We start from the raw sequence: 23,115 nt of genomic DNA on the forward strand, positions 1-23,115 counted from the left end.
GTTGAAGAAGGACCCGAAGGCCACTCGCCAGCCTCAAGTCGTTAGTATGCTGCCTAAAAAACAGGCTATTTTTACAATGGATCACATGATAGATGAGAAAGTGAACGTAACTCCACGTTTTTTTGGCTGATTTCACACCGTTTTTGCAAGTCAGTAACAATAAAGCCCCCGCAAGGCGGAGGCTTTACTCACTTCGGATGCTCAAATCCCGGTTCCCTTATCAGGAGAGTCAGAACGGAATGTCATCATCAAAATCGTCAACCGGCTCGGGCATGCTGCCCTGTGATGGCTGATTGCTGTAGCCACCAGACTGCGACTGGGGCGGCGGATTGTTCTGCTGTCCTGCCGGTGCATTATAGCCGGACTGCTGCGGACGCCCCGCCGGTGCGCCCTGGCTCATACCGCCTTCAGCGCCTCGGCTGTCCAGCATCTGCATCTGGCCATTGATATCCACCACAACCTCGGTGGTGTAGACATCCTGCCCTTCCTTGTTCTGCCATTTGCGGGTCTGTAGCTTGCCCTCAATGTAAACCTTCGACCCCTTGCGAAGATACTGGCCAGCCACTTCGGCGATCTTGCCGAACATGACAACCCGGTGCCATTCAGTTTTCGGCACCAGCTGACCGGTCTGACGATCCTTGTAGCTTTCGTCTGTTGCAAGATTCAGGTTCACTACGGCATTGCCGTTGGGGGTGTAACGGGTATCCGGGTCCTGCCCCAGATTACCGATGAGAATTACCTTGTTTACGCCTCGTGCCATGTTCTGCTCCTGACTCTGTTTTCAGGGACGCCCGCGTTCCGTGCGAACCTCCGGATTTCAAGAATGGTTAGCCTGCCGGACAAAGGAAAAGTCCGCAAGTAACGCTTCATCAAATTGCTGACGATCCACCTTAAGATAGGCGGTGGCAGCGTCTTCCACAATCACCACATCCTGAACGCCCGGAAGGCGGCGGAGATTGTCATCGATGTCGTCGTACTGGTTGCTCATTACCTGCTGCAACTGTACCACGAAACTTGTGGCGTGACCGGGCGGGGGCATAGTGAGCGCTATCAATAGCCAGAGGCCCAGCACTACCACCATGAACCAGAGTACGCCCTGAAGCCCGGCTACCTCCAGGAGGTAGCCGCCGAGGGCGCCCCCCAGAAACGCGCCCATAAACTGGGAGGTGGAGTAGACCCCCATTGCCGTACCTTTGCTTGCAGCCGGCGCCTCCTTGCTGATCAATGACGGCAGGCTGGCCTCGAGCAGGTTGAAGGCCATAAAGAAGAAAAACAGCACAGCCCAGGCCGCAACCAGGCTGCCGGAGACACCGGTAAACCCGGCAGTGGCCAATGTCAGCAAGGCAATCGCCCCGCACAGCACCGGTTTCATCCTGCGTTTTTTCTCGCCAATGATGATGAACGGCACCATGGCAAAAAAAGACGTGACCATCACGCTCAGGTAGAACCACCAGTGTGAACTGCTGGCAAGCCCAAACTGCTCCTGAAGCATGGAGGGAAACACCAGAAACAGAGCGGTCAGCACCAGATGCAGGGCAAAGATACCGAAATCCAACCGGATCAGACGACCGTCTGAAAGCACGCGACCCAGCATCTCCCGGGCAGGATGCGTGTCGGGGCTGGTCTTGTGCTGATGGGGCGTCGGAACCAGGCGGTTGACGATCACCAGCGCGACCATGGCCAATGCTGCTGTGGTGTAGAAGATCCCGGAAAGCCCCCACCAGGCTCCGAGAAGGGGGCCAAGAACCAGCGATACCGAAAACGACAGACCAATTGTGATCCCCACCGTTGCCATGGCCTTGGTCCGCTCCTCTTCCCGGGTCAGGTCACTGAGAAGCGCCATCAACACACTGGCGATCGCACCGGCCCCCTGAAGAATCCGACCGGCAATTACAACGTATATGGAGTCCGTGGCTCCGGCCAGCAAACTGCCTGCGGCAAAAAGGACCAGTCCGATATAGATCATGCGCTTTCGGCCGACCCGATCAGACAGCATGCCGAAGGGAATCTGCAACAGGGCCTGACTGAGACCGTATGCGCCTATGGCGAGACCCAGCAATGCGGGCGTTGCACCCTTGAGATCTTCGCCCAGCAACATGAATACCGGCAGCACCATGAACAGTCCGAGCATGCGCATGGCGTAAACAGACGCCAGGGCCAATACGGAGCGTTTTCCCAGCGCATTCATGGCAATTACGTACCTCAGCCGGGGTTGAAAGCGGTCAGATTGAGGGCAGATACCCATCGCAGGCGGCGCATTGTAACAGAAGGGGCGCTGACGGGGGACAGCCCGCGTGATGCTGGCCCCGGTATCATTTTCGCCGCGGCGGGCCCAACGCGGTATAATTTTCGTTTTTATCCGAGCGAGGTGTTATGGACCATATCCAGATCAAAGGGGCACGAACCCACAACCTGAAGAACATCGACCTGGATATGCCAAGGGACAAACTGATCGTGATTACCGGCCTCTCCGGTTCCGGTAAATCGTCCCTTGCGTTCGATACCCTCTATGCCGAAGGGCAGCGCCGTTATGTGGAGTCGCTGTCTACCTATGCTCGCCAGTTTCTCTCGATGATGGAGAAGCCGGATGTGGACCATATCGAGGGGCTGTCGCCAGCGATATCCATTGAGCAGAAGTCCACTTCCCACAACCCTCGCTCCACCGTTGGCACCATCACCGAGATCTACGATTACCTGCGCCTGCTCTTCGCCCGCGCCGGCGAGCCCCGGTGCCCCGACCATGGCCAACCCCTGGAAGCACAGACCATCAGCCAGATGGTGGACCAGGTGGTCGCCATGCCAGAGGACAGCAAGCTGATGATTCTGGCACCGGTAATCCGGGACCGGAAAGGCGAACATCTGCAGGTTATCGAAACCATGCGCAGCCAGGGTTTTATCCGCCTGCGGGTGGACGGCACGGTTTACGATATTGACGATGTGCCGGCCCTGGACAAGAAACGCAAACATCAGATTGATGTGGTCGTCGATCGGTTCAAGGTCAAGCCAGGCCTGGAGCAGCGGCTTGCCGAGAGTTTTGAAACCGCCCTGGGCCTGGCGGATGGGATTGCCCTTGTGGCGCCCATGAGCGGTGAGGGCGAAGAACACACTTTCTCCGCCCGTTATGCCTGCACCCAGTGCGGTTATGCCCTGAGCGAGCTGGAGCCGAAACTGTTTTCCTTTAACAACCCGGCAGGTGCCTGCCCTACCTGCGACGGACTGGGTGTTAAACAGTTCTTTGATCCCGAAAAAATTGTCCAGCACCCGGAAGCCACTTTGGCATCCGGCGCCATCAAGGGCTGGGATCGCCGGGCCGTCTATTACTTCCAGATGCTGGGTAGCGTGGCAGATCACTACGGCATTGATCTGGAAACGCCCTGGACGGATCTGCCCGAGGATTTCCGCAACGTCCTTTTGTTCGGCTCGGGCGATGAGGATATCCCATTCCGTTATGTGAATTCCCGTGGCCATATCATGGAGAAGGCCCATACATTCGAGGGCATTCTGCCGAACCTCGAACGGCGCTACCGCGAGACCGATTCCCAGAGCATGCGGGAGGAGCTCGCACGCAACCTGAGCACCCAACCGTGCAAAGAGTGCGGCGGCTCACGACTGCGCCGCAGCGCCCGCCACGTCTTCATCGAAGAGCACAATATTTCCGATGTCACTCACCTCCCGGTGGGTGACGCTCATGATTACTTCGAAACCCTCGCGCTGCCGGGGCGGAAAGGTGAGATAGCCGAAAAAATTCTGAAGGAAGTGCGGCAGCGTCTTCAGTTCCTGGTGAACGTCGGACTGGAATACCTCACGCTCGAGCGGAGCGCCGATACGCTCTCCGGGGGTGAGGCACAGCGCATTCGCCTGGCAAGCCAGATCGGCGCCGGATTGGTAGGCGTTATGTACATTCTCGATGAACCCTCCATCGGGTTGCATCAACGGGACAATGACCGACTTTTGGCCACTCTCACCCATCTGCGGGACCTGGGCAATACTGTCATTGTTGTCGAACACGATGAGGATGCTATCCGCGCTGCCGATCATGTCATTGATATCGGGCCGGGCGCTGGTGTTCATGGCGGACACGTTATCGGTCAGGGCACACCGCAACAGATCATCGACAACCCCGATTCGCTTACCGGGCAATACCTGAACGGTACCCGGGAAATCGCCATCCCCAAGCAACGCAACAAGGGCAGCGGAAAAGTGCTGACCCTGTCGGGCGCTGCTGGCAACAACCTGAAAGACGTCACGCTGAATTTACCGCTGGGTATCATGACCTGCGTCACCGGTGTATCCGGGTCTGGCAAATCGACGTTGATCAACAGCACCCTGTATCCGGTAGCTGCCGCCAAACTCAACAAGGCCACCAGCCTCAACCATGCCCCTTACCAGACGCTCAAAGGCCTAGACCACCTGGACAAGGTCATCGACATTGACCAGAGCCCCATCGGTCGCACCCCCCGCTCGAATCCGGCCACCTACACCGGCCTGTTCACTCCCATCCGGGAACTCTTTGCCGGAACACAGGAAGCACGCTCCCGCGGTTACAAACCTGGCCGATTCTCTTTCAACGTCAAAGGTGGACGATGCGAGGCGTGCCAAGGCGATGGCGTGATCAAGGTAGAGATGCATTTCCTGCCCGATGTCTACGTGCCCTGCGACGTCTGCAAGGGCAAGCGCTATAATCGGGAGACCCTGGAGGTCCGCTACAAGGGCAAGAACATCAACGAAGTGCTGGAGATGACCGTTGAGGAGGGCCGGGAGTTCTTCGACGCCGTGCCTTTCCTTGCCCGGAAACTGCAGACGCTGATGGATGTGGGCCTCTCCTATATCCGTCTGGGGCAGAGCGCAGTGACACTCTCGGGAGGCGAAGCCCAGCGGGTGAAGCTGGCCAAGGAATTGTCGAAACGGGATACCGGCAAAACCCTCTACATTCTGGACGAGCCCACCACCGGCCTGCACTTCTACGACATTCAGCAACTACTAAATGTCCTGGAACGGTTGCGTGACCACGGCAACACCATCGTGGTGATCGAGCACAACCTGGATGTAATAAAAACCGCAGACTGGATTATCGACCTGGGCCCGGAGGGTGGCTCCGGCGGTGGGCAGATCATTGCCGAGGGCACGCCCGAGGAGGTTGCGGAGAACGCTGCTTCCCACACAGGCCGCTACTTGAAGCCAATGTTGAAGAAGTAGTTGGCGGGCAACGGAGAGCCCTGTCGGCGAGGGGGTGGGGGTTTATTTTCTGCCGGAAAAAGATGTCTGAGCGAAGCGAGTTATTTTTCCAAAGAAAATAAACCCCCACCGCCTTGCCAGCCACCTAACCTCGAAAACTACGAATTTCCTAAAACCCAGACACAAAAAAACCGGGAACCTTACGGAACCCGGTTTTTTTGTGTTGGCCGAAGCCGAGGAAATTAATCCTCGTCTTCGTCCACCTCTTCCGCTTCGATATCCAGCGGGCGACCAACCAACTCGACAAATGCCATCGGGGCATTGTCGCCGGCACGGAAGCCACACTTCAGGATACGAAGATATCCACCCGGACGCTCATTGTAGCGGGGACCAAGCTCGTCAAACAGCTTGGCAACCGCTGCATCGTCACGCAGGCGTGAGAACGCCAGACGACGATTCGCGACCGAATCATTCTTGGAAAGCGTGATCAAAGGCTCAGCTACCCGACGAAGCTCTTTGGCTTTCGGCAGCGTTGTTTTGATCAGCTCGTGTTCAACCAGTGACGCAGTCATGTTACGGAACATGGCCTTGCGATGCGCACTGGTCCTGCTGAACTTACGACCACTCTTACGATGACGCATTGCTCTGATTCCTTACCTTAAACTAATCGGCGATTAACCGCCCAGAACCCGGTCGTCGCCACGAAGGCTAGCCGGCGGCCAGTTATCAAGACGCATGCCCAGTGACAGACCACGGGACGCCAGAACGTCCTTGATCTCGGTCAGCGACTTTTTACCAAGGTTAGGCGTCTTCAACAGCTCAACTTCTGTACGCTGGATAAGATCGCCGATGTAGTAAATGTTCTCAGCCTTCAAGCAGTTAGCTGAACGCACTGTCAATTCCAGATCATCAACCGGACGCAGCAGGATAGGATCGATTTCCTCCTCTTCCTCTACGCGCTCGGGCTCTTTCTCATGATCGAAATCGACAAACACCGCCAGTTGCTGCTGGAGGATGGTGGCCGCCCGGCGAATTGCTTCTTCCGGGTCGATCGTACCATTGGTCTCCAGGTCGATAACCAGCTTGTCCAGATCGGTCCGCTGCTCTACCCGTGCACTTTCCACGGCGTAAGCCACACGACGAACCGGGCTGAATGTTGCATCCAGCTGCAGGCGTCCGATGGCGCGAGTTTCGTCCTCGTCGAGACCGCGCTGATCCGCCGGCTCATAGCCGCGACCGCGTGCAACACGGAGACGCATGTTCACTTCACCATTCTCGCTAAGGTGACAGATCACGTGCTCCGGGTTGGCAATCTCGACGTCATGATCCAGCTTGATATCACCGGCTGTCACAACGCCCGGGCCTTTCTTGCTGAGCGTAAGCTCGGCATCGTCCCGACCGTTCATTTTTACGGCAACGCCTTTGAGATTCAAAAGAATCTCGATGACGTCTTCCTGGACACCCTCAATGGCGCTGTACTCGTGCAGGACACCGTCAATCTGCGCTTCAGTCACGGCGCAGCCCGGCATCGAAGACAAGAGAATCCGGCGCAGAGCACTGCCCAGGGTATGCCCAAAGCCCCTTTCCAGAGGCTCAAGCGTAACCTTGGCACGTGTGGCGCTTGATTCCTTCACGTCAATGGTACGAGGTGTCAATAACTCATGTACTGAACGCTGCATAGACGCCCCTATCTGCTATCGTTGCTAACTGGGCTTTACTTGGAGTAAAGCTCGACGATGAGGTTCTCGTTGATGTCGGCCGGCAGTTCAGTACGCTCGGGTACTGACTTGTAAACGCCGGACATCTTGTTGGCGTCGACCTCTACCCAGCTCACCGGTGCACGGCTTGCAGACAGATCCAGTGCGCCTTTAACACGCAACTGGTTCTTCGCCTTTTCACGCACGCTCACAACATCACCCGGACGGACCTGGTAAGACGGGATGTTCACCGACTTATCGTTGACCAGTATCGCCTTGTGAGAGACGAGCTGACGGGCTTCTGCACGGGTAGAACCAAAGCCCATGCGATATACAACGTTATCAAGACGGCCTTCCAGCAGCTGCAGCAGGTTTTCACCGGTTGCACCTTTGCCTCGGGCGGCCTCTTTGTAATAGTTGCGGAACTGCTTCTCCAGTACGCCGTAGATACGACGAACTTTTTGTTTCTCACGAAGCTGAACGCCGTACTCGGACAGACGACCGCGACGCGCGCCGTGCATACCCGGCGGAGTCTCGATGTTGCACTTGGAATCGAGCGCGCGAACACCGCTCTTCAGAAAAAGATCTGTCCCTTCACGACGAGACAGCTTGCACTTCGGGCCTATATAACGAGCCATATTTCACTGTCTCCTGTGTTAGACGCGGCGCTTTTTGGGCGGACGACAACCGTTATGGGGAATCGGCGTCACATCTGTGATGTTCGTGATCTTATAGCCACACGCATTCAGCGCGCGAACTGCAGACTCACGTCCGGGCCCAGGACCCTTAACCTCTACGTCCAGGTTTTTAAGGCCGTATTCAGCAGCCGCATTACCGGCTCTTTCAGCTGCTACCTGCGCAGCAAAAGGTGTACTCTTGCGTGACCCACGGAAACCGGAACCACCAGAAGTGGCCCAGGACAGGACGTTGCCCTGACGGTCAGAAATGGTCACGATAGTGTTGTTGAAGGACGCGTGAATGTGCGCGACGCCATCAACAACCGTCTTTTTCACCTTTTTACGGGTACGTGTACCTGGCTTTGCCATGTTTGCCTACCTGTTACTTACGAATAGGTTTGCGTGGACCTTTACGGGTGCGTGCGTTGGTCTTGGTGCGCTGGCCACGGACCGGAAGGCCATGACGATGACGCAGACCACGGTGGCATCCGAGATCCTTCAAACGCTTGATGTTCATCTGTACTTCACGACGCAGATCGCCTTCGACAGACACCTTGCCCACTTCAGTACGAAGTGCTTCAAGCTGCTCGTCGCTCAGGTCTTTGACCTTAAGGTCCGGCTTGACACCGGTTGCGTCGCAAAGCTTCTGGGCTGTGGTCTTGCCAACACCAAAGATGTAGGTCAGCGAGACAACAGCATGTTTGTGATCGGGTATATTGACACCGGCTATACGTGCCATCCAAATTACTCCGCGTTCAAAGCTTTGCTGTGTGAATTTTCCGCCACAAAAAGGGCGCGAAATAATAGCGCCTGACCCCGCATGGAGTCAAGCGCTATCATTCCGAAACCCTACAATGTCAGGAACGATTCCTCTCGGAATCAGCCCTGGCGTTGCTTGTGACGAGGCTCCGAGCAAATGACTCGTACCGAGCCATTGCGACGAATTACTTTGCAGTTACGGCAAATTTTCTTTACCGAAGCGCGTACTTTCATTGTCGACTCCAGTTTTCAAGGGGAACGGGATTAACCGTTCCGACCATAGCCCTTGAGATTGGACTTCTTCATCAGCGATTCATACTGATGGGACATCAGGTGCGACTGAACCTGCGCCATGAAATCCATCACCACGACTACAACAATCAGCAGAGAGGTACCGCCCAGATAGAACGGAACATTCCCGGCCACCATCAGGAACTGAGGGAACAGGGAAACTGCTGCAATGTACATTGCACCGAACAGCGTCAGCCGGGTCAGAACACCATCGATATACTTGGCAGTCTGATCACCAGGACGGATGCCCGGAATAAACGCTCCAGAGCGCTTGAGGTTATCCGCAACTTCTTTCGGGTTGTACATCAGCGCTGTATAGAAGAAGCAGAAGAAAACCACTGCTGCTGCAAACAGGATAATGTACAACGGCTGGCTCGGCGCCAGAGCCTGGGAAACATCGCTCAGCCATTCCATACCCTCACCCTGACCAAACCACTGCCCCAGCGATGCCGGGAAGAGCAGAATGGAAGACGCAAAGATGGGCGGAATCACACCGGCCATATTTACCTTCAGAGGTAGATGGCTGGACTGCTGGGCGAACACCCGGCGACCCTGTTGTCGCTTGGCGTAATTGATCGTCAACCGCCGCTGCCCGCGCTCCATGAAGACCACAAAGCCGATAACAGCAACCGCAAGAACACCAATACCCAGAACTACCAGCAGGCTCATCTCACCATTACGGGCCTGCTCGAGCGTCTGACCGATAGCACCGGGAAGCCCGGCAACAATACCGGCGAAGATCAGCAGGGAAATGCCGTTGCCGACACCCCGCTCGGTGATCTGCTCGCCAAGCCACATCATGAATACGGCGCCACTCACGAATGACACTACCGCCACAAAGTGGAAGCTGAAGCTGTCATTGAAGGTGACACCCTGAGATGCCAGACCGACAGAAATACCAAAACCCTGAACCAGGGCCAGGATAACCGTACCATACCGTGTGTACTGGCTAATCTTTCGACGGCCAGCCTCGCCTTCTTTCTTCAGCTGCTCAAGCTGCGGACTAACCGCAGTCATGAGCTGCATGATGATAGAAGCCGAAATGTACGGCATGATACCGAGAGCGAAGATACTCATGCGCTCAAGCGCACCACCGGAAAACATGTTGAACATGCTCAGGATTGTGCCCTGGTTCTGTTCAAACAGTGCCGCCAGACGGTCGGGGTTGATACCCGGCACCGGAATGTGGGCACCAATCCGGTACACCAGCAATGCCAGGAAGACAAACCAGAGCCGCGATCGCAGCTCTGCCAGTCCTTTACCCGCGCCCGCAGGCAATGATGCGTTCTTGGCCATTTAGTCCTCGACTCGCCTTAGTCTTCGACTTTACCACCCGCGGCAGAAATTGCCTCGCGCGCGCCTTTGGTTACCCGCAGCCCCTTCACAGTTACCGCGCGGCTCAGTTCGCCGGACATGATAACCTTGGCTTCGCGGATTTCCCCGCGAATGATATCAGCCTTTTTCAGGGCTTCCAGATCAACCACATCGCCCTCTACCTTCGCCAGTTCGTTCAGGCGAATCTCAGCAACGTAACGCTGCTGACGGGACGTGAAGCCAAACTTCGGCAGACGACGGGCCAACGGCTGCTGACCGCCCTCAAATCCGGGCGCTACACTGCCGCCGGAGCGTGCCTTCAGACCTTTGTGACCGCGACCACCGGTTTTACCGAGACCGCTACCGATACCACGACCGACGCGCCTTGCGGCGGGACGTGAACCGGGCTCTGGACTAAGTTCGTTCAGACGCATCTTAGTTCTCCTCAACCCGAACCAGGTAATAAACCCGGTTGATCATGCCGCGGATAGAAGGTGTATCTTCCACTTCCACGGTGTGACCGATTTTACGAAGACCCAGGCCCTTCACACACAACTTGTGCTTGGGCTGGCAGCCGATGGGGCTGCGGGTCAGAGTTACTTTGATCGTTTTTGCGTTCGCCATGACTTCAACCCAGAATCTCTTCCACGGTCTTACCGCGCTTGGCTGCAATATCTTCAGGCGCTTGAGTTGCCTGGAGACCCTTGATGGTGGAACGTACAACGTTCACCGGGTTGGTAGACCCGTAACACTTGGACAGTACGTTCTGAACACCCGCCACTTCCAGTACTGCGCGCATCGCACCGCCGGCGATGATACCAGTACCTTCGGACGCCGGCTGCATGTAGACCTTGGAGCCGCCATGCTGAGCCTTGACCGGGTATTGCAGGGTAGTGCCGTCAAGCGGAACTTCTACCATGTTCTTGCGTGCAGCTTCCATGGCCTTCTGGATGGCAACCGGCACTTCACGCGCCTTGCCACGACCGAAACCAACGCGACCTTTACCATCACCCACTACAGTCAGTGCGGTGAAGGCGAAAATACGGCCACCTTTAACAACCTTGGCGACACGATTGACCTGAACCAGCTTTTCCTGGAGCTCAGGCGCCTTCTGTTCGTTAACGCTCATCTTCTCCACCTCTTAGAATTGCAAGCCAGCTTCACGGGCTGCGTCGGCCAGAGCCTGAATACGGCCGTGATAACGGTAACCGGAGCGGTCAAAAGCAACCTGCTCAACACCTGCTGCCTTGGCGCGTTCAGCGATCAGCTGACCGACCTTCTTGGCAGCGTCCACGTTACCGGTTGCACCCTGGCGCAGTTCCTTATCCAACGTGGAGGCAGAAGCCAGCACCTTGCTGCCGTCTGCAGTCGTGACCTGGGCGTACATGTGACGCGGTGTGCGGTGAACGCACAGACGATCGGTACCCAGTTCACGGATCTTCATGCGCACTTTGCGTGCGCGACGCAATCTTTCGTTATTCGCGCTCATAGTCCCGCCTTATTTCTTCTTGGCTTCTTTGCGTCTGACCTGCTCATCCGCATAACGAACACCCTTGCCCTTGTAAGGCTCGGGCGGACGGAACGCGCGGACTTCCGCAGCGACCTGGCCAACCTGTTGCTTGTCGATACCGCGAATCACAACTTCCGTATTGGACGGAGTTTCTGCGGTAATCCCCTCGGGCAGCTCATACTCGACCGGGTGTGAGAAACCCAGTGTCAGGTTGAGCTTCTTACCTTGCGCCTGGGCACGGTAACCTACGCCCGTCAGCTGGAGTTTACGTTCCCAGCCTGTGGAAACACCGGTCACCATGTTGTTGACCAGTGCACGAGTAGTACCAGCAAGAGCGCGGGACTTGGTAGCACCATCGCGGGCCGCAAAGCGAAGAATGTTTTCTTCCTGCTTTACTTCAACCGCCTGGTGAATGGTGATTTGAAGCGCTCCCTTGGAACCCTTCACATTAATTTCCTGTCCGTTCAGCTTAACCTCAACACCGGAAGGCAGCACGACAGGATTATTGGCAACCCTGGACATGTGGTTCTCCTAGAATACGGTGCAGATGACTTCGCCACCCACGCCAGCAGCTCGTGCGGCGCGGTCTGTCATAACGCCCTTGGACGTTGAGACAATCGCGACTCCCAGACCACCGGATACTTTCGGCAGTTCCCCAGCGCCGTTGTACTGGCGCAGACTCGGACGGCTGACCCGCTTGATCTCTTCAATAACCGGCTTGCCGCCGAAATATTTCAGAGTAATCGTCAGCTCGGGCTTCGCGTCGGCTGAAACGGAGAAATCGTCGACGTAACCCTCGTCCTTGAGGACCTGGGCTACGGAGATCTTCATCTTTGAAGACGGCATCGTAACGTCTGCTTTTGATGCCATCTGTGCATTACGGATACGGGTAAACATATCCGCAAGCGTGTCTTGCATACTCATTGGTATGAGGCTCCTGATCTTTTTAGTTGTGCAGCGGCTTGCCGCACCGCTTACCAACAGGCACCCGACCGAGGCCAGGGTACCTATCTTACCAGCTTGCCTTGGTCAGGCCCGGAACGTCACCGCGCATGCCGTATTCACGGAGTTTGATCCGTGACAGCTCAAACTTGCGCAGAACGCCGTGGGGGCGACCAGTCACCTGGCAACGATTACGAAGACGCGAAGGAGAAGCATCACGAGGAAGCTGCTGGAGCTTCATCTGTGCATTCCAACGGTCATCATCGCTGGTATTCGGGTTCTTGATAATCGCCTTGAGCTCGGCACGCTTCGCTGCAAACTTCGCAACGGTTTTTTCGCGCTTGAGCTCACGGTTTTTCATGGAAACCTTAGCCATTACACTCGTTCCTTATTTCTTGAACGGAAAGCCAAAGGCTTTCAACAGTTCGCGACCTTCATCGTCGGTACCGGCAGTGGTGGTAATGGTGATGTCAAGACCACGGATCTTGTCGACTCTGTCGTACTCGATCTCGGGGAAAATGATCTGCTCACGCACACCCATGCTGTAGTTACCGCGACCGTCGAACGACTTGGGATTCAGACCACGGAAGTCACGAATGCGGGGAACCGCAATGTGAACCAGGCGATCAAAGAAATCCCACATACGCTCGCCGCGCAGGGTAACCTTACAACCGATAGGCCAACCTTCACGGATTTTGAAACCCGCGACGGATTTACGAGCCTTGGTGACAACCGCTTTTTGACCTGCCAGGCGCTCAAGATCCGCCACAGCATTCTCAATCAGCTTCTTGTCACCAACCGCTTCGCCGACACCCATGTTAAGGGTGATCTTCTCGATACGCGGCACCTGCATGATGTTCTTGTAGCTGAACTCTTTCTGCAGGGCGGGTACCACTTCCTTACTGTACTGCTCTTTCATGTTAAGCATCGTAACCACCACCGCTTACTGGTTATCGACAGCTTCGTTCGTGGACTTGAAGATCCGCACTTTCGCGCCGTCTTCCTTGATCTGGAAGCCTACACGATCGGCTTTGCCGGTCTGCGGATTAAAAATAGCCACGTTGGAAGCCTGGATAGGTGCTTCTTTTTCGACGATGCCACCTGGGGAGCCCAGCATCGGGTTCGGCTTGGTGTGCTTCTTGATCATATTGATCCCTGAAACCACCATGCGGCCATCGTCCTGAACCTTCAGGACTTTACCACGTTTGCCTTTATCTTTCCCCGTGGTGACGATTACTTCGTCATCTCGTTTGATCTTTTTCATAACCGGCCTCTGGTCCTTTAAAGTACTTCGGGTGCCAGTGAGATAATTTTCATGAACTTCTCATTACGCAGTTCACGGGTAACCGGTCCGAAGATACGGGTACCAATAGGAGCGTCCTGATTGTTCAGAAGTACTGCCGCGTTTCCGTCGAAACGGATCAGCGAACCGTCGGGACGGCGAACACCCTTGCGGGTGCGCACCACGACAGCTTTCAGGACCTGGCCTTTCTTCACTTTACCGCGGGGGATGGCTTCCTTTACGGTCACCTTGATGATATCCCCTACGCTGGCATAACGCCGATGTGAACCGCCCAGGACCTTGATGCACATCACCTGACGCGCACCGCTGTTATCCGCGACTTCAAGCATTGTTTGAGTCTGAATCATGGTTGTTCTCCGGCGTTACACCTTGGATGCACGTTCGGTGACTTCCACCAGGGCCCAGCTCTTGGTCTTTGAGACCGGACGGGTTTCCTGGATGGTCACAGTGTCACCGACGTTGCACTGATTGCTCTCATCGTGAGCATGGATCTTGGTAGAGCGCTTCATGTACTTACCGTACAGAGGATGCTTCACCTGACGCTCGACCAGCACCACGATGGACTTCTCCATCTTGTTGCTCACGACCTTGCCGCTCAGAGTTCTGGCAGTTTGGGTAGCTTCGGTCATGTCACTGTCCTGCCTTTTCGTTCAATACTGTTTTCACGCGAGCGATGTCGCGCTTCACCTTGCCGAGAAGGTGAGACTGATTCAGCTGACCTGTCGCCTTACGCATGCGCAGGTTGAACTGCTCCTTCAGGAGGTCGATCAGCTCTTTGTTCAGCTCCTCGACTGACTTTTCACGCAGCTCTGTTGCTTTCATCACATCACCGTCCTCGTTACAAAGGTGGTCTGTACCGGCAGTTTGGCCGCCGCGAGAGTGAATGCGTCACGAGCGATTTCCTCGGAAACACCTTCCATCTCGTAGAGCATGCGGCCTGGCTGGATTTCAGCCACCCAATACTCGACAGAACCCTTACCTTTACCCATTCGAACTTCAAGCGGCTTTCCGGTGATCGGCTTGTCCGGGAACACCCGGATCCAGATCTTACCGCCCCGCTTGATGCGACGAGTCATGGTACGACGCGCTGCCTCAATCTGGCGCGCAGTTATACGCCCACGGCTCGTAGCCTTCAATCCGTATTCACCGAAGCTCACCTTGTTGGCGCGGTGAGCAAGACCGGTGTTACGGCCTTTCATTACCTTGCGGAATTTGGTGCGTTTTGGTTGCAGCATAAGAGTGCCCCTTTACTTAGAACCTTTCTTCCCAGAGGCTTTCTTGTCAGCACGGACCTGCTCCATACCACCAAGAATCTCACCTTTGAAGATCCATACCTTGACGCCGATTACGCCGTAAGTGGTATGCGCTTCGTAGGTTGCGTAATCAATATCTGCACGCAGTGTGTGCAGCGGAACACGACCTTCGCGATACCACTCGGAACGAGCGATTTCAGCACCCCCGAGACGACCGCCTACCTGGATCTTGATACCCTTGGCACCCTGGCGCATGGCGTTCTGAACCGCACGCTTCATAGCGCGACGGAACATCACACGACGCTCCAGCTGGCCGGCAACGTTTTGCGCTACCAGGCGGGCATCGAGGTCCGGCTTGCGGACTTCTTCGATGTTGATGTGCACAGGCACACCCATCATGTCGCTGACTTCGCGACGCAGACGATCAACATCTTCACCCTTCTTACCGATAACAATACCGGGACGGGCAGTATGGATCGTGATACGGGCGTTCTGAGCAGGGCGCTCGATCACAATCTTGCTGACAGACGCCTTAACCAGACGCTTGTCAAGGAACTCACGAACCTGAATGTCATTCAGCAGGTTCCTGGAGTATTCCTTCTTGTCGGCATACCAGACTGAGTTGTGCTCTTTGATCACACCCAGGCGAATGCCGGTTGGATTTACTTTATGACCCATCTGAGCATCTCCTACTTGTCGGCGACCTTGACGGTGATATGGCAGGTGCGCTTGAAAATACGGTCAGCGCGCCCCTTGGCTCGAGCTTTGATTCGCTTGAGCGTCGGACCCTCATCCACCATCACGGTGGAAACCCGCAGTTCGTCAACGTCCAGACCTTCGTTGTGCTCAGCGTTGGCGATGGCGGACTCAAGAGCTTTCTTGATCACGACCGCCGCCTTCTTCGGGCTGAAAGTCAGAATGTTCAGGGCATCCTCAACAGCCTTGCCACGTACTTGGTCAGCGACAAGACGTGCTTTCTGAGCTGAGAGGTTAGCGCCCTTATACTTGGCTGCTACTTCCATTTCGATTACCTCAGAATCAGCGTTTAGCTTTCTTGTCGGCCGCATGACCACGATAAGTACGCGTTGCCGCGAACTCACCCAGCTTATGTCCAACCATATCTTCGGTGACATAAACCGGCACGTGCTGCTTGCCGTTGTGGACTGCAATGGTCAGGCCTACCATCTCTGGAAAGACTGTCGACCGGCGGGACCAGGTTTTGATCGGCCGCTTGTCGTTAGCTTCCAGAGCTGCCTCGACCTTCTTCAACAGATGCAGGTCTATAAAAGGACCTTTCTTTAAAGAACGTGGCACAGCAATTACCTCTATGTAGTCGTTTACTTGGCCGAACGACGACGTACTATCATCTTGTCAGTACGCTTGTTCTTACGAGTCTTATGCCCTTTGGTCGGAACACCCCACGGAGTAACCGGGTGACGCCCGCCAGAGGTACGCCCTTCACCACCACCATGTGGGTGGTCAACTGGGTTCATAGCAACACCACGTACTGTTGGCCGTTTGCCGCGCCAACGTGATGCACCCGCTTTACCAAGCTGCTTGAGGCTGTGCTCGCTGTTGGATACTTCACCCAGCGTTGCACGGCAATCTACAAGCACCTTACGCATTTCACCTGAGCGCAGGCGGATGGTGGCATACGCACCTTCCCGGGCAACCAGCTGTACGGATGCGCCCGCAGAGCGAGCCAGCTGTGCACCTTTGCCAGGCTTGAGTTCGACGCAGTGGATCACAGAACCGACCGGAATATTCCGGAGCGGCAGCGTGCTACCCACTTTGATTGGCGCGTCGATACCGGAGCGCACAGGATCACCAATCTGCATGCCTTTGGGAGCGACAATATAACGACGCTCGCCATCGGCGTACTTCAACAGTGCAATGTGCGCAGAGCGGTTCGGATCGTATTCCAGGCGCTCAATGACCGCCGGGATACCATCTTTGGTCCGCTTGAAATCGATGACACGGTAGTGCTTCTTGTGGCCACCACCCGTATGACGGGTTGTGATGCGGCCTACATTGTTACGACCACCCGTCTTGTTCTTTCTTTCTACCAACGGCTCGTATGGGCGCCCAGTGTGCAGATCCGGGTTGTAAAGCTTTACAACGTGACGGCGTCCGGCAGATGTTGGTTTGGTTTTGACGATCGGCATATTACGACCCCTTTACCTTATTCCACATCCAGAAAATCGATGTCCTGACCTTCTGCCAGCTTTACGTAAGCCTTACGAATGTCATTACGCTTGCCGAACCCGCGGATAGTGCGCTTGAGCTTACCCTTACGGTTCAGAACCTGAACACCTTCTACGGTGACGTTGAACAGCTGCTCAACGGCTTTCTTGATCTCGGGCTTGGTGGCATCAGGTGCTACACGAAACACTACCTGGCCACGCTCTGCTGCCAGAGACGCTTTTTCCGATACGTGCGGCCCAAGCAGGACCTTGTAAATACGTTCCTGATTCATCCCAGCATCTCCTCGATCTTCTTCAGAGCGGGAACGGTCACAACGACCTTCTCGAAGGCAACCAGGCTAACCGGATCCAGACCGGCAATATCACGCACGTCGACGTGCGGAATGTTGCGCGAGGCCAGATGCAGGTTCTGCTCGACGTTGTCGGACAGAATCAGCGCATTGGTCACACCGATATCCTTCAGCTTGGCGTTGAATGCCTTGGTCTTGGGGCTATCAACATTCATATCGTCGACAACCACCAGACGCTCTTGGCGAACCAGCTCGGAAAAAATGGAGCGCATCGCTGCGCGGTACATTTTGCGGTTAACCTTTTGCTCAAAGCCACGAGGCTTGGCCGCAAAGGTAACGCCACCGGCACGCCAGATCGGACTACGGATAGTACCGGCACGGGCACGACCGGTGCCCTTCTGACGCCATGGCTTCTTACCGCCACCGCTTACTTCGGAACGCGTCTTCTGAGCCTTGGTACCCTGGCGGGCGCCTGCCATGTAGGCAGTCACTACCTGGTGAACCAGCGACTCGTTAAAATCTTTGGCGAATGCAGCGTCGGAAACCGAAATTCCCTTGCCGCTACCTGTAATAGTCAATTCCATCGCACCGCTCCTCAGGCTTTAACTGCAGGCTTGATGACAACATCGCCGCCAGTTGCGCCGGGAACGGCACCACTTACCAGCAGCAGGTTGCGCTCGGCGTCGACACGGACGATTTTCAGGTTCTGCACAGTTACCTGAGCATTACCCATCTGGCCCGCCATCTTTTTGCCCTTGAATACCTTGCCCGGAGTCTGGTTCTGACCAATGGAACCCGGAGCACGGTGAGACAGAGAGTTACCGTGAGTGGCATCCTGCATAGAGAAATTCCAGCGCTTTACACCGCCCTGGAAGCCCTTACCCTTGGACTGCCCGATGGCATCAACCACCTGACCGTCTTCGAATACAGAAGCCGTGATCTCACTACCAGCGGCAAGGTCTTCACCTTCGCCATCGGCAAGACGGAATTCCCACATACCACGACCGGCTTCAACGCCCGCCTTGGCAAAGTGGCCCGCTTCGCTCTTGGTAACACGAGAGGAACGACGAGTACCGACAGTCACCTGTACGGCGCGGTAGCCATCGCTTTCAAGAGTTTTCAGTTGGGTAATGCGGTTGGGCTCAACCTCAATTACCGTTACGGGCAGCGCCTGCCCATCTTCCGTAAAAATACGGGTCATACCGGCCTTACGACCGACAACACCAATTGCCATGCTTCACCTCTTAAGTGTACGGGGCTCTCACCCTCTATGGCCTTATGACAGTTACACAGACTAATACCGGGCGGTATTAGCCGAGGCTGATCTGAACGTCTACACCTGCTGCCAGGTCCAGTTTCATCAGAGCATCTACTGTCTTTTCCGTCGGCTCAACGATGTCGAGCAAACGCTTATGCGTACGAATTTCATACTGATCACGCGCGTCCTTGTTGACGTGCGGAGAGATCAATATGGTGTACTTTTCCTTCCGCGTCGGCAGAGGGATAGGGCCACGCACCTGAGCGCCGGTCCGCTTGGCGGTATCGACGATCTCCTGCGTGGACTGGTCGATCAGGCGATAATCAAACGCCTTCAACCGGATTCGAATTTTTTGGCTTTGCATGATGCACCAAACTCCACTCGTAGCAGCTACTAGTTAGCCGACCTTCAAAAAAAGGAGCCGCATTGTATGCATAATACCCAACCCTGTCAACAGCAATACTGGTTGACCGGGTCAGGCAAGCTTTGCGGCTGAAACAGAAAAAGGGGCTGAAGAATCAGCCCCTTTTTCCTGATCAAACGAGCAGATTACTCGATGATCTTGGAGACTACGCCGGCACCAACGGTACGGCCGCCTTCGCGAATCGCGAAGCGCAGGCCATCTTCCATGGCGATCGGAGCAATCAGGGTAACACTCATCTTGACGTTGTCACCCGGCATAACCATTTCCACACCTTCCGGCAGTTCGCAAGAACCGGTTACGTCGGTGGTACGGAAGTAGAACTGCGGACGGTAGCCCTTGAAGAACGGAGTATGACGGCCGCCTTCTTCTTTGGACAGTACGTACACTTCGCACTCGAACTTGGTGTGCGGAGTGATGGAACCCGGAACCGCCAGAACCTGACCACGCTCAACGTCGTCACGCTTGGTGCCACGCAGCAGCGCGCCAATGTTCTCACCAGCACGACCTTCGTCCAGCAGCTTGCGGAACATCTCAACACCAGTACAAGTGGTCTTCACGGTATCCTTGATACCCACGATTTCCACTTCGTCACCAGTCTTGATAACGCCACGCTCAACACGGCCGGTCACAACAGTACCACGACCGGAGATGGAGAAGACGTCCTCGATCGGCATCAGGAACGGCTGATCGATCGCACGCTCCGGCTCAGGGATGTAGTCATCCAGAGCTTCTACCAGCTTCTTGACAGCGGTAGTACCCATCTCGTTGTCGTCTTTGCCTTCCAGCGCCATCAGCGCGGAACCAGTGATGATCGGAGTGTCGTCACCCGGGAAGTCGTACTGGCTCAGCAGGTCACGAACTTCCATCTCAACCAGCTCAAGCAGCTCTTCATCGTCTACCATGTCCGCTTTGTTCAGGAACACCACGATGAACGGTACACCAACCTGACGGGACAGCAGGATGTGCTCGCGAGTCTGCGGCATGGGGCCGTCAGCTGCGGAGCAAACCAGGATCGCGCCGTCCATCTGCGCCGCACCAGTGATCATGTTCTTCACATAGTCAGCATGGCCCGGGCAATCTACGTGTGCGTAGTGACGGTTCGGAGAATCGTACTCAACGTGAGACGTCGCAATAGTAATACCACGAGCTTTCTCTTCCGGTGCGTTATCGATCTGGTCGAATGCACTCGCAGACCCTGTACCCCAAACTTCGTGACATACACGGGTCAGGGCAGCAGTCAAAGTGGTTTTACCATGGTCAACGTGACCAATGGTGCCTACGTTCAAGTGCGGCTTATTACGCTCAAATTTAGATTTAGACACGGTTACACCTCTTCCTGTTTCTTAAGTCCTGGGGATCAACCCTTTTTAATGATCGCTTCGGCAATGTTCGAAGGTGCCTCTGAATAACCAGAGAACTCCATCGCGTAGGACGCCCGGCCTTGCGTTGCAGAACGCAAGTCGGTGGCGTAACCGAACATTTCCGACAACGGAACCTCTGCACGGATGACCTTACCAGCAGGACCCTCGTCCATACCCTGGATTACGCCGCGACGACGGTTCAGGTCGCCTACAACATCACCCATGTAGTCTTCCGGCGTCACAACTTCCACACGCATGATCGGCTCGAGCAGTGCCGGGCTTGCCTCGAGGGCACCCTTCTTCATTGCCATGGAACCGGCAACCTTGAAGGCCATTTCGTTGGAGTCGACGTCGTGATAGGAACCGTCGTACAGGGTTGCCTTGATACGCAGCAGCGGATAACCGGCCAGACAGCCGTTCTGCATCTGCTCTTCAATACCCTGCTGAACTGCCGGGATGTATTCCTTGGGAACAACACCACCAACAATCTCATTCACGAAGATAAAGTTTTCGCCTTCTTCATCATCCAGCGGCAACGGCTCAAGCTTCAGCTTGACGTGACCGTACTGACCACGGCCACCAGATTGACGTACGAATTTGCCTTCGACGTCTACCGGCTTGCGGATGCACTCACGATAAGCAACCTGCGGCTTACCGATGTTCGCCTCTACCTTGAATTCGCGACGCATACGGTCGACGATGATGTCCAGGTGAAGCTCACCCATGCCGGAGATGATGGTCTGGCCGGATTCCTCGTCAGTACGAACGCGGAACGACGGGTCTTCCTGAGCCAGCTTGCCCAGGGCAACGCCCATCTTTTCCTGGTCCGCCTTGGACTTCGGCTCAACGGCAACAGAGATGACCGGCTCCGGGAATTCCATACGCTCGAGAATGATCTTGTGATTCTCGTCGCACAGGGTATCACCGGTGGTCACGCTTTTCAGACCGATAGCCGCAGCAATGTCGCCCGCCAGAACCTCTTTGATTTCCTGACGATCCTTGGAGTGCATCTGAACCATACGGCCGACGCGCTCTTTCTTGCCCTTGACCGAGTTGTAGACGGCATTACCGGACTCAAGCTTACCGGAGTAAACCCGGAAGAAAGTCAGAGTACCGACAAACGGATCAGTGGCGATCTTGAACGCCAGTGCCGCGAAGGGCGCGTTATCATCCGCCTCACGAAGCTCTTCGGTGCCATCTTCGTCAACCTCACCACGAATGGCCTTGACTTCGTCCGGCGCCGGCAGGAACTCGATAACAGAGTCCAGAACAGCCTGAACGCCCTTGTTCTTGAACGCAGAACCACAGGTGGCAACAACGATTTCGTTGGCCAGGGTGCGCATGCGCAGACCTTTCTTGATATCCTCGATGGACAGCTCACCCTCTTCGAGGTACCGCTCCATCAACTCTTCATTGGCTTCTGCAGCAGCTTCGACCATCTGCTCGCGGTACATGGCGACTTCTTCTTCCATTTCCGCAGGCACTTCTTTCTGCTCGTAGCTGGCGCCAGCGTCAGCTTCGTTCCAGTAGATGGCCTTGTTACGAATCAGGTCCACAATGCCAGCGAAGTTGTCTTCGGCACCGATCGGCAACTGAATCGGAACGCAGTTCGCGCCCAGACGCTTCTTGATCTGCTCTACAACGCGCAGGAAGTTTGCACCGGCACGGTCCATCTTGTTGACGAACACCATGCGGGGAACTTCGTACTTGTTGGCCTGACGCCACACCGTCTCGGACTGGGGCTCAACACCGGAGGAGCCACAGAACACGACAACCGCACCGTCGAGTACGCGCAGGGAACGCTCTACTTCGATCGTGAAGTCAACGTGCCCCGGGGTGTCGATGATGTTGATCCGGTGCTCCGGGTACTGCTTATCCATACCCTGCCAGAATGTCGTAGTCGCAGCAGAGGTGATGGTAATACCACGCTCCTGCTCCTGCTCCATCCAGTCCATGGTGGCTGCACCATCATGGACTTCACCGATCTTGTGGGAGATACCTGTATAGAACAGCACCCGCTCGGTGGTCGTGGTTTTGCCCGCATCAACGTGCGCACAAATACCAATGTTTCTGTAACGCTTGATAGGAGTCTTGCGTGCCACTGTATAAACCTCGGCTGATTAGAAACGGAAGTGAGAGAACGCCTTGTTGGCTTCTGCCATGCGGTGAACATCTTCACGCTTCTTAACAGCGGAGCCTTTGCTGTCAGCGGCGTCCAGGATTTCACCAGCCAGACGCTGAGCCATGGACTTCTCACCGCGCTTCCGTGAATATTCTACGAGCCAGCGCATTGCCAGCGCGTTCTGACGGGAAGGCCGTACTTCGACAGGCACCTGGTAAGTAGCACCACCCACACGACGGGACTTAACCTCAACCATCGGCTGGATGTTCTCCAGGGCCTTCTCGAACATGTCGATCGGCTCTTCTTTGGATTTCTCGGCAACAATGTCCAGAGCACCGTAAACAATGCGCTCTGCGGTAGATTTCTTGCCACTTTCCATCACGTGATTGATGAACTTGGCAAGACGTGCACTGCCGAATTTCGGATCCGGGATAATTTCCCGTTTAGCTGCAACTCTTCTTCTAGGCATCGATAAGCCCTTATATATCTAAAAGGTCTTCAGGAACCCCTGAGATAGCAAATGCTACTCAGCCTT

Annotated in this window: 34 protein-coding genes; 1 reads left to right on the forward strand and 33 read right to left on the reverse strand. The window is 55.5% G+C overall.

The features are described from left to right. Positions 1-229: 229 nt before the first annotated feature. Both ssb and ACWJ62_RS18920 read right to left on the reverse strand, forming a co-directional pair. On the reverse strand, positions 230-760 hold the full coding sequence (gene ssb / locus ACWJ62_RS18915; RefSeq protein WP_449287590.1) for a single-stranded DNA-binding protein: 531 nt from the start codon (positions 758-760) through the stop codon (positions 230-232). A gap of 57 nt (positions 761-817) precedes the next feature. Beyond that, positions 818-2,188, reverse strand: a complete 1,371-nt coding sequence (locus ACWJ62_RS18920) for an MFS transporter (protein ID WP_449287591.1) — start codon at positions 2,186-2,188, stop codon at positions 818-820. A gap of 185 nt (positions 2,189-2,373) precedes the next feature. On the opposite strand from ACWJ62_RS18920, the gene uvrA reads away from it, so the two are divergent. Then, positions 2,374-5,196 carry an excinuclease ABC subunit UvrA gene (gene uvrA, locus ACWJ62_RS18925; protein ID WP_449287592.1) on the forward strand — a complete coding sequence of 941 codons (2,823 nt, stop codon included), beginning with the start codon at positions 2,374-2,376 and terminating at the stop codon, positions 5,194-5,196. A 221-nt stretch (positions 5,197-5,417) separates the two neighbouring features. Here the strand turns inward: uvrA and rplQ are convergent, their stop codons facing one another. The 31 genes from rplQ to rpsG form a co-directional block, all read right to left on the reverse strand. Continuing rightward, entirely contained in the window at positions 5,418-5,816 is a 399-nt protein-coding gene (gene rplQ / locus ACWJ62_RS18930) for a 50S ribosomal protein L17 (protein WP_008174913.1), read from the reverse strand. Between the two features lie 33 nt (positions 5,817-5,849). Further along, on the reverse strand, positions 5,850-6,854 hold the full coding sequence (locus ACWJ62_RS18935) for a DNA-directed RNA polymerase subunit alpha (protein WP_008174911.1): 1,005 nt from the start codon (positions 6,852-6,854) through the stop codon (positions 5,850-5,852). 35 nt (positions 6,855-6,889) lie between these two features. Beyond that, positions 6,890-7,510 carry a 30S ribosomal protein S4 gene (gene rpsD, locus ACWJ62_RS18940; RefSeq protein WP_069185086.1) on the reverse strand — a complete coding sequence of 207 codons (621 nt, stop codon included), beginning with the start codon at positions 7,508-7,510 and terminating at the stop codon, positions 6,890-6,892. A gap of 18 nt (positions 7,511-7,528) precedes the next feature. After that, the gene (rpsK, locus tag ACWJ62_RS18945; protein WP_007153992.1) at positions 7,529-7,918 is read right to left on the reverse strand and encodes a 30S ribosomal protein S11; all 390 of its coding nucleotides are present in this window, start codon (positions 7,916-7,918) and stop codon (positions 7,529-7,531) included. 13 nt (positions 7,919-7,931) lie between these two features. Continuing rightward, a complete protein-coding gene (rpsM, locus tag ACWJ62_RS18950; protein WP_008174904.1) occupies positions 7,932-8,288 on the reverse strand; it encodes a 30S ribosomal protein S13 in 357 nt (118 codons plus the stop codon). Positions 8,289-8,428: 140 nt separating this feature from the next. Continuing rightward, the gene (rpmJ, locus tag ACWJ62_RS18955; RefSeq protein ID WP_008174902.1) at positions 8,429-8,542 is read right to left on the reverse strand and encodes a 50S ribosomal protein L36; all 114 of its coding nucleotides are present in this window, start codon (positions 8,540-8,542) and stop codon (positions 8,429-8,431) included. A 30-nt stretch (positions 8,543-8,572) separates the two neighbouring features. Next, the gene (secY, locus tag ACWJ62_RS18960) at positions 8,573-9,895 is read right to left on the reverse strand and encodes a preprotein translocase subunit SecY (RefSeq protein ID WP_008174899.1); all 1,323 of its coding nucleotides are present in this window, start codon (positions 9,893-9,895) and stop codon (positions 8,573-8,575) included. Between the two features lie 17 nt (positions 9,896-9,912). Beyond that, the gene (gene rplO, locus ACWJ62_RS18965) at positions 9,913-10,347 is read right to left on the reverse strand and encodes a 50S ribosomal protein L15 (protein ID WP_088829375.1); all 435 of its coding nucleotides are present in this window, start codon (positions 10,345-10,347) and stop codon (positions 9,913-9,915) included. Position 10,348: 1 nt separating this feature from the next. Then, positions 10,349-10,537, reverse strand: a complete 189-nt coding sequence (rpmD, locus tag ACWJ62_RS18970) for a 50S ribosomal protein L30 (protein ID WP_449287593.1) — start codon at positions 10,535-10,537, stop codon at positions 10,349-10,351. Between the two features lie 4 nt (positions 10,538-10,541). Continuing rightward, positions 10,542-11,042 carry a 30S ribosomal protein S5 gene (rpsE, locus tag ACWJ62_RS18975; protein ID WP_008174892.1) on the reverse strand — a complete coding sequence of 167 codons (501 nt, stop codon included), beginning with the start codon at positions 11,040-11,042 and terminating at the stop codon, positions 10,542-10,544. Between the two features lie 12 nt (positions 11,043-11,054). After that, entirely contained in the window at positions 11,055-11,402 is a 348-nt protein-coding gene (gene rplR / locus ACWJ62_RS18980; RefSeq protein WP_148607565.1) for a 50S ribosomal protein L18, read from the reverse strand. Positions 11,403-11,411: 9 nt separating this feature from the next. Then, positions 11,412-11,945 carry a 50S ribosomal protein L6 gene (gene rplF / locus ACWJ62_RS18985; RefSeq protein WP_449287594.1) on the reverse strand — a complete coding sequence of 178 codons (534 nt, stop codon included), beginning with the start codon at positions 11,943-11,945 and terminating at the stop codon, positions 11,412-11,414. A 9-nt stretch (positions 11,946-11,954) separates the two neighbouring features. After that, entirely contained in the window at positions 11,955-12,347 is a 393-nt protein-coding gene (gene rpsH, locus ACWJ62_RS18990) for a 30S ribosomal protein S8 (RefSeq protein ID WP_008174886.1), read from the reverse strand. Positions 12,348-12,435: 88 nt separating this feature from the next. Next, positions 12,436-12,741 (reverse strand): 30S ribosomal protein S14, encoded by a 306-nt coding sequence (gene rpsN, locus ACWJ62_RS18995; RefSeq protein WP_449287595.1) that lies wholly within the window; start codon positions 12,739-12,741, stop codon positions 12,436-12,438. A gap of 12 nt (positions 12,742-12,753) precedes the next feature. After that, on the reverse strand, positions 12,754-13,293 hold the full coding sequence (gene rplE / locus ACWJ62_RS19000) for a 50S ribosomal protein L5 (protein WP_088558161.1): 540 nt from the start codon (positions 13,291-13,293) through the stop codon (positions 12,754-12,756). A gap of 15 nt (positions 13,294-13,308) precedes the next feature. Then, positions 13,309-13,629: a 50S ribosomal protein L24 gene (gene rplX, locus ACWJ62_RS19005; RefSeq protein ID WP_008174881.1), complete on the reverse strand. Its 321-nt coding sequence runs from the start codon at positions 13,627-13,629 to the stop codon at positions 13,309-13,311. Positions 13,630-13,646: 17 nt separating this feature from the next. Then, positions 13,647-14,015, reverse strand: coding sequence for a 50S ribosomal protein L14 (gene rplN, locus ACWJ62_RS19010; protein ID WP_007154005.1), 369 nt, complete (start codon positions 14,013-14,015; stop codon positions 13,647-13,649). A 15-nt stretch (positions 14,016-14,030) separates the two neighbouring features. Then, positions 14,031-14,297: a 30S ribosomal protein S17 gene (gene rpsQ, locus ACWJ62_RS19015; RefSeq protein ID WP_012139774.1), complete on the reverse strand. Its 267-nt coding sequence runs from the start codon at positions 14,295-14,297 to the stop codon at positions 14,031-14,033. 1 nt (position 14,298) lies between these two features. Next, positions 14,299-14,490, reverse strand: a complete 192-nt coding sequence (gene rpmC / locus ACWJ62_RS19020; protein WP_008174877.1) for a 50S ribosomal protein L29 — start codon at positions 14,488-14,490, stop codon at positions 14,299-14,301. Then, a complete protein-coding gene (gene rplP / locus ACWJ62_RS19025) occupies positions 14,490-14,903 on the reverse strand; it encodes a 50S ribosomal protein L16 (RefSeq protein WP_008174875.1) in 414 nt (137 codons plus the stop codon). The genes rpmC and rplP overlap by 1 nt, the downstream gene beginning before the upstream one ends. A gap of 12 nt (positions 14,904-14,915) precedes the next feature. Beyond that, positions 14,916-15,599: a 30S ribosomal protein S3 gene (gene rpsC, locus ACWJ62_RS19030; RefSeq protein WP_064230338.1), complete on the reverse strand. Its 684-nt coding sequence runs from the start codon at positions 15,597-15,599 to the stop codon at positions 14,916-14,918. Positions 15,600-15,610: 11 nt separating this feature from the next. Beyond that, complete coding sequence (rplV, locus tag ACWJ62_RS19035) at positions 15,611-15,943, reverse strand: 50S ribosomal protein L22 (RefSeq protein WP_008174870.1); 333 nt, start codon at positions 15,941-15,943, stop codon at positions 15,611-15,613. A gap of 16 nt (positions 15,944-15,959) precedes the next feature. After that, positions 15,960-16,235, reverse strand: coding sequence for a 30S ribosomal protein S19 (gene rpsS, locus ACWJ62_RS19040; RefSeq protein ID WP_007154011.1), 276 nt, complete (start codon positions 16,233-16,235; stop codon positions 15,960-15,962). Positions 16,236-16,258: 23 nt separating this feature from the next. Next, entirely contained in the window at positions 16,259-17,086 is an 828-nt protein-coding gene (rplB, locus tag ACWJ62_RS19045; RefSeq protein ID WP_449287596.1) for a 50S ribosomal protein L2, read from the reverse strand. A gap of 17 nt (positions 17,087-17,103) precedes the next feature. Continuing rightward, the gene (rplW, locus tag ACWJ62_RS19050; RefSeq protein WP_008174862.1) at positions 17,104-17,397 is read right to left on the reverse strand and encodes a 50S ribosomal protein L23; all 294 of its coding nucleotides are present in this window, start codon (positions 17,395-17,397) and stop codon (positions 17,104-17,106) included. Beyond that, positions 17,394-17,999: a 50S ribosomal protein L4 gene (gene rplD / locus ACWJ62_RS19055; protein ID WP_064230340.1), complete on the reverse strand. Its 606-nt coding sequence runs from the start codon at positions 17,997-17,999 to the stop codon at positions 17,394-17,396. The genes rplW and rplD overlap by 4 nt, the downstream gene beginning before the upstream one ends. 11 nt (positions 18,000-18,010) lie before the next feature. After that, positions 18,011-18,649 (reverse strand): 50S ribosomal protein L3, encoded by a 639-nt coding sequence (rplC, locus tag ACWJ62_RS19060; RefSeq protein ID WP_148607561.1) that lies wholly within the window; start codon positions 18,647-18,649, stop codon positions 18,011-18,013. Positions 18,650-18,725: 76 nt separating this feature from the next. Beyond that, positions 18,726-19,037 carry a 30S ribosomal protein S10 gene (rpsJ, locus tag ACWJ62_RS19065; protein WP_077529290.1) on the reverse strand — a complete coding sequence of 104 codons (312 nt, stop codon included), beginning with the start codon at positions 19,035-19,037 and terminating at the stop codon, positions 18,726-18,728. 185 nt (positions 19,038-19,222) lie between these two features. Beyond that, positions 19,223-20,419 (reverse strand): elongation factor Tu, encoded by a 1,197-nt coding sequence (gene tuf / locus ACWJ62_RS19070; RefSeq protein WP_008174851.1) that lies wholly within the window; start codon positions 20,417-20,419, stop codon positions 19,223-19,225. A gap of 35 nt (positions 20,420-20,454) precedes the next feature. After that, positions 20,455-22,560 (reverse strand): elongation factor G, encoded by a 2,106-nt coding sequence (gene fusA, locus ACWJ62_RS19075; protein ID WP_449287597.1) that lies wholly within the window; start codon positions 22,558-22,560, stop codon positions 20,455-20,457. 18 nt (positions 22,561-22,578) lie between these two features. After that, positions 22,579-23,049 carry a 30S ribosomal protein S7 gene (gene rpsG, locus ACWJ62_RS19080; RefSeq protein WP_008174847.1) on the reverse strand — a complete coding sequence of 157 codons (471 nt, stop codon included), beginning with the start codon at positions 23,047-23,049 and terminating at the stop codon, positions 22,579-22,581. Positions 23,050-23,115: the final 66 nt, after the last annotated feature.

The organism is Marinobacter sp. PE14 (assembly GCF_053566155.1).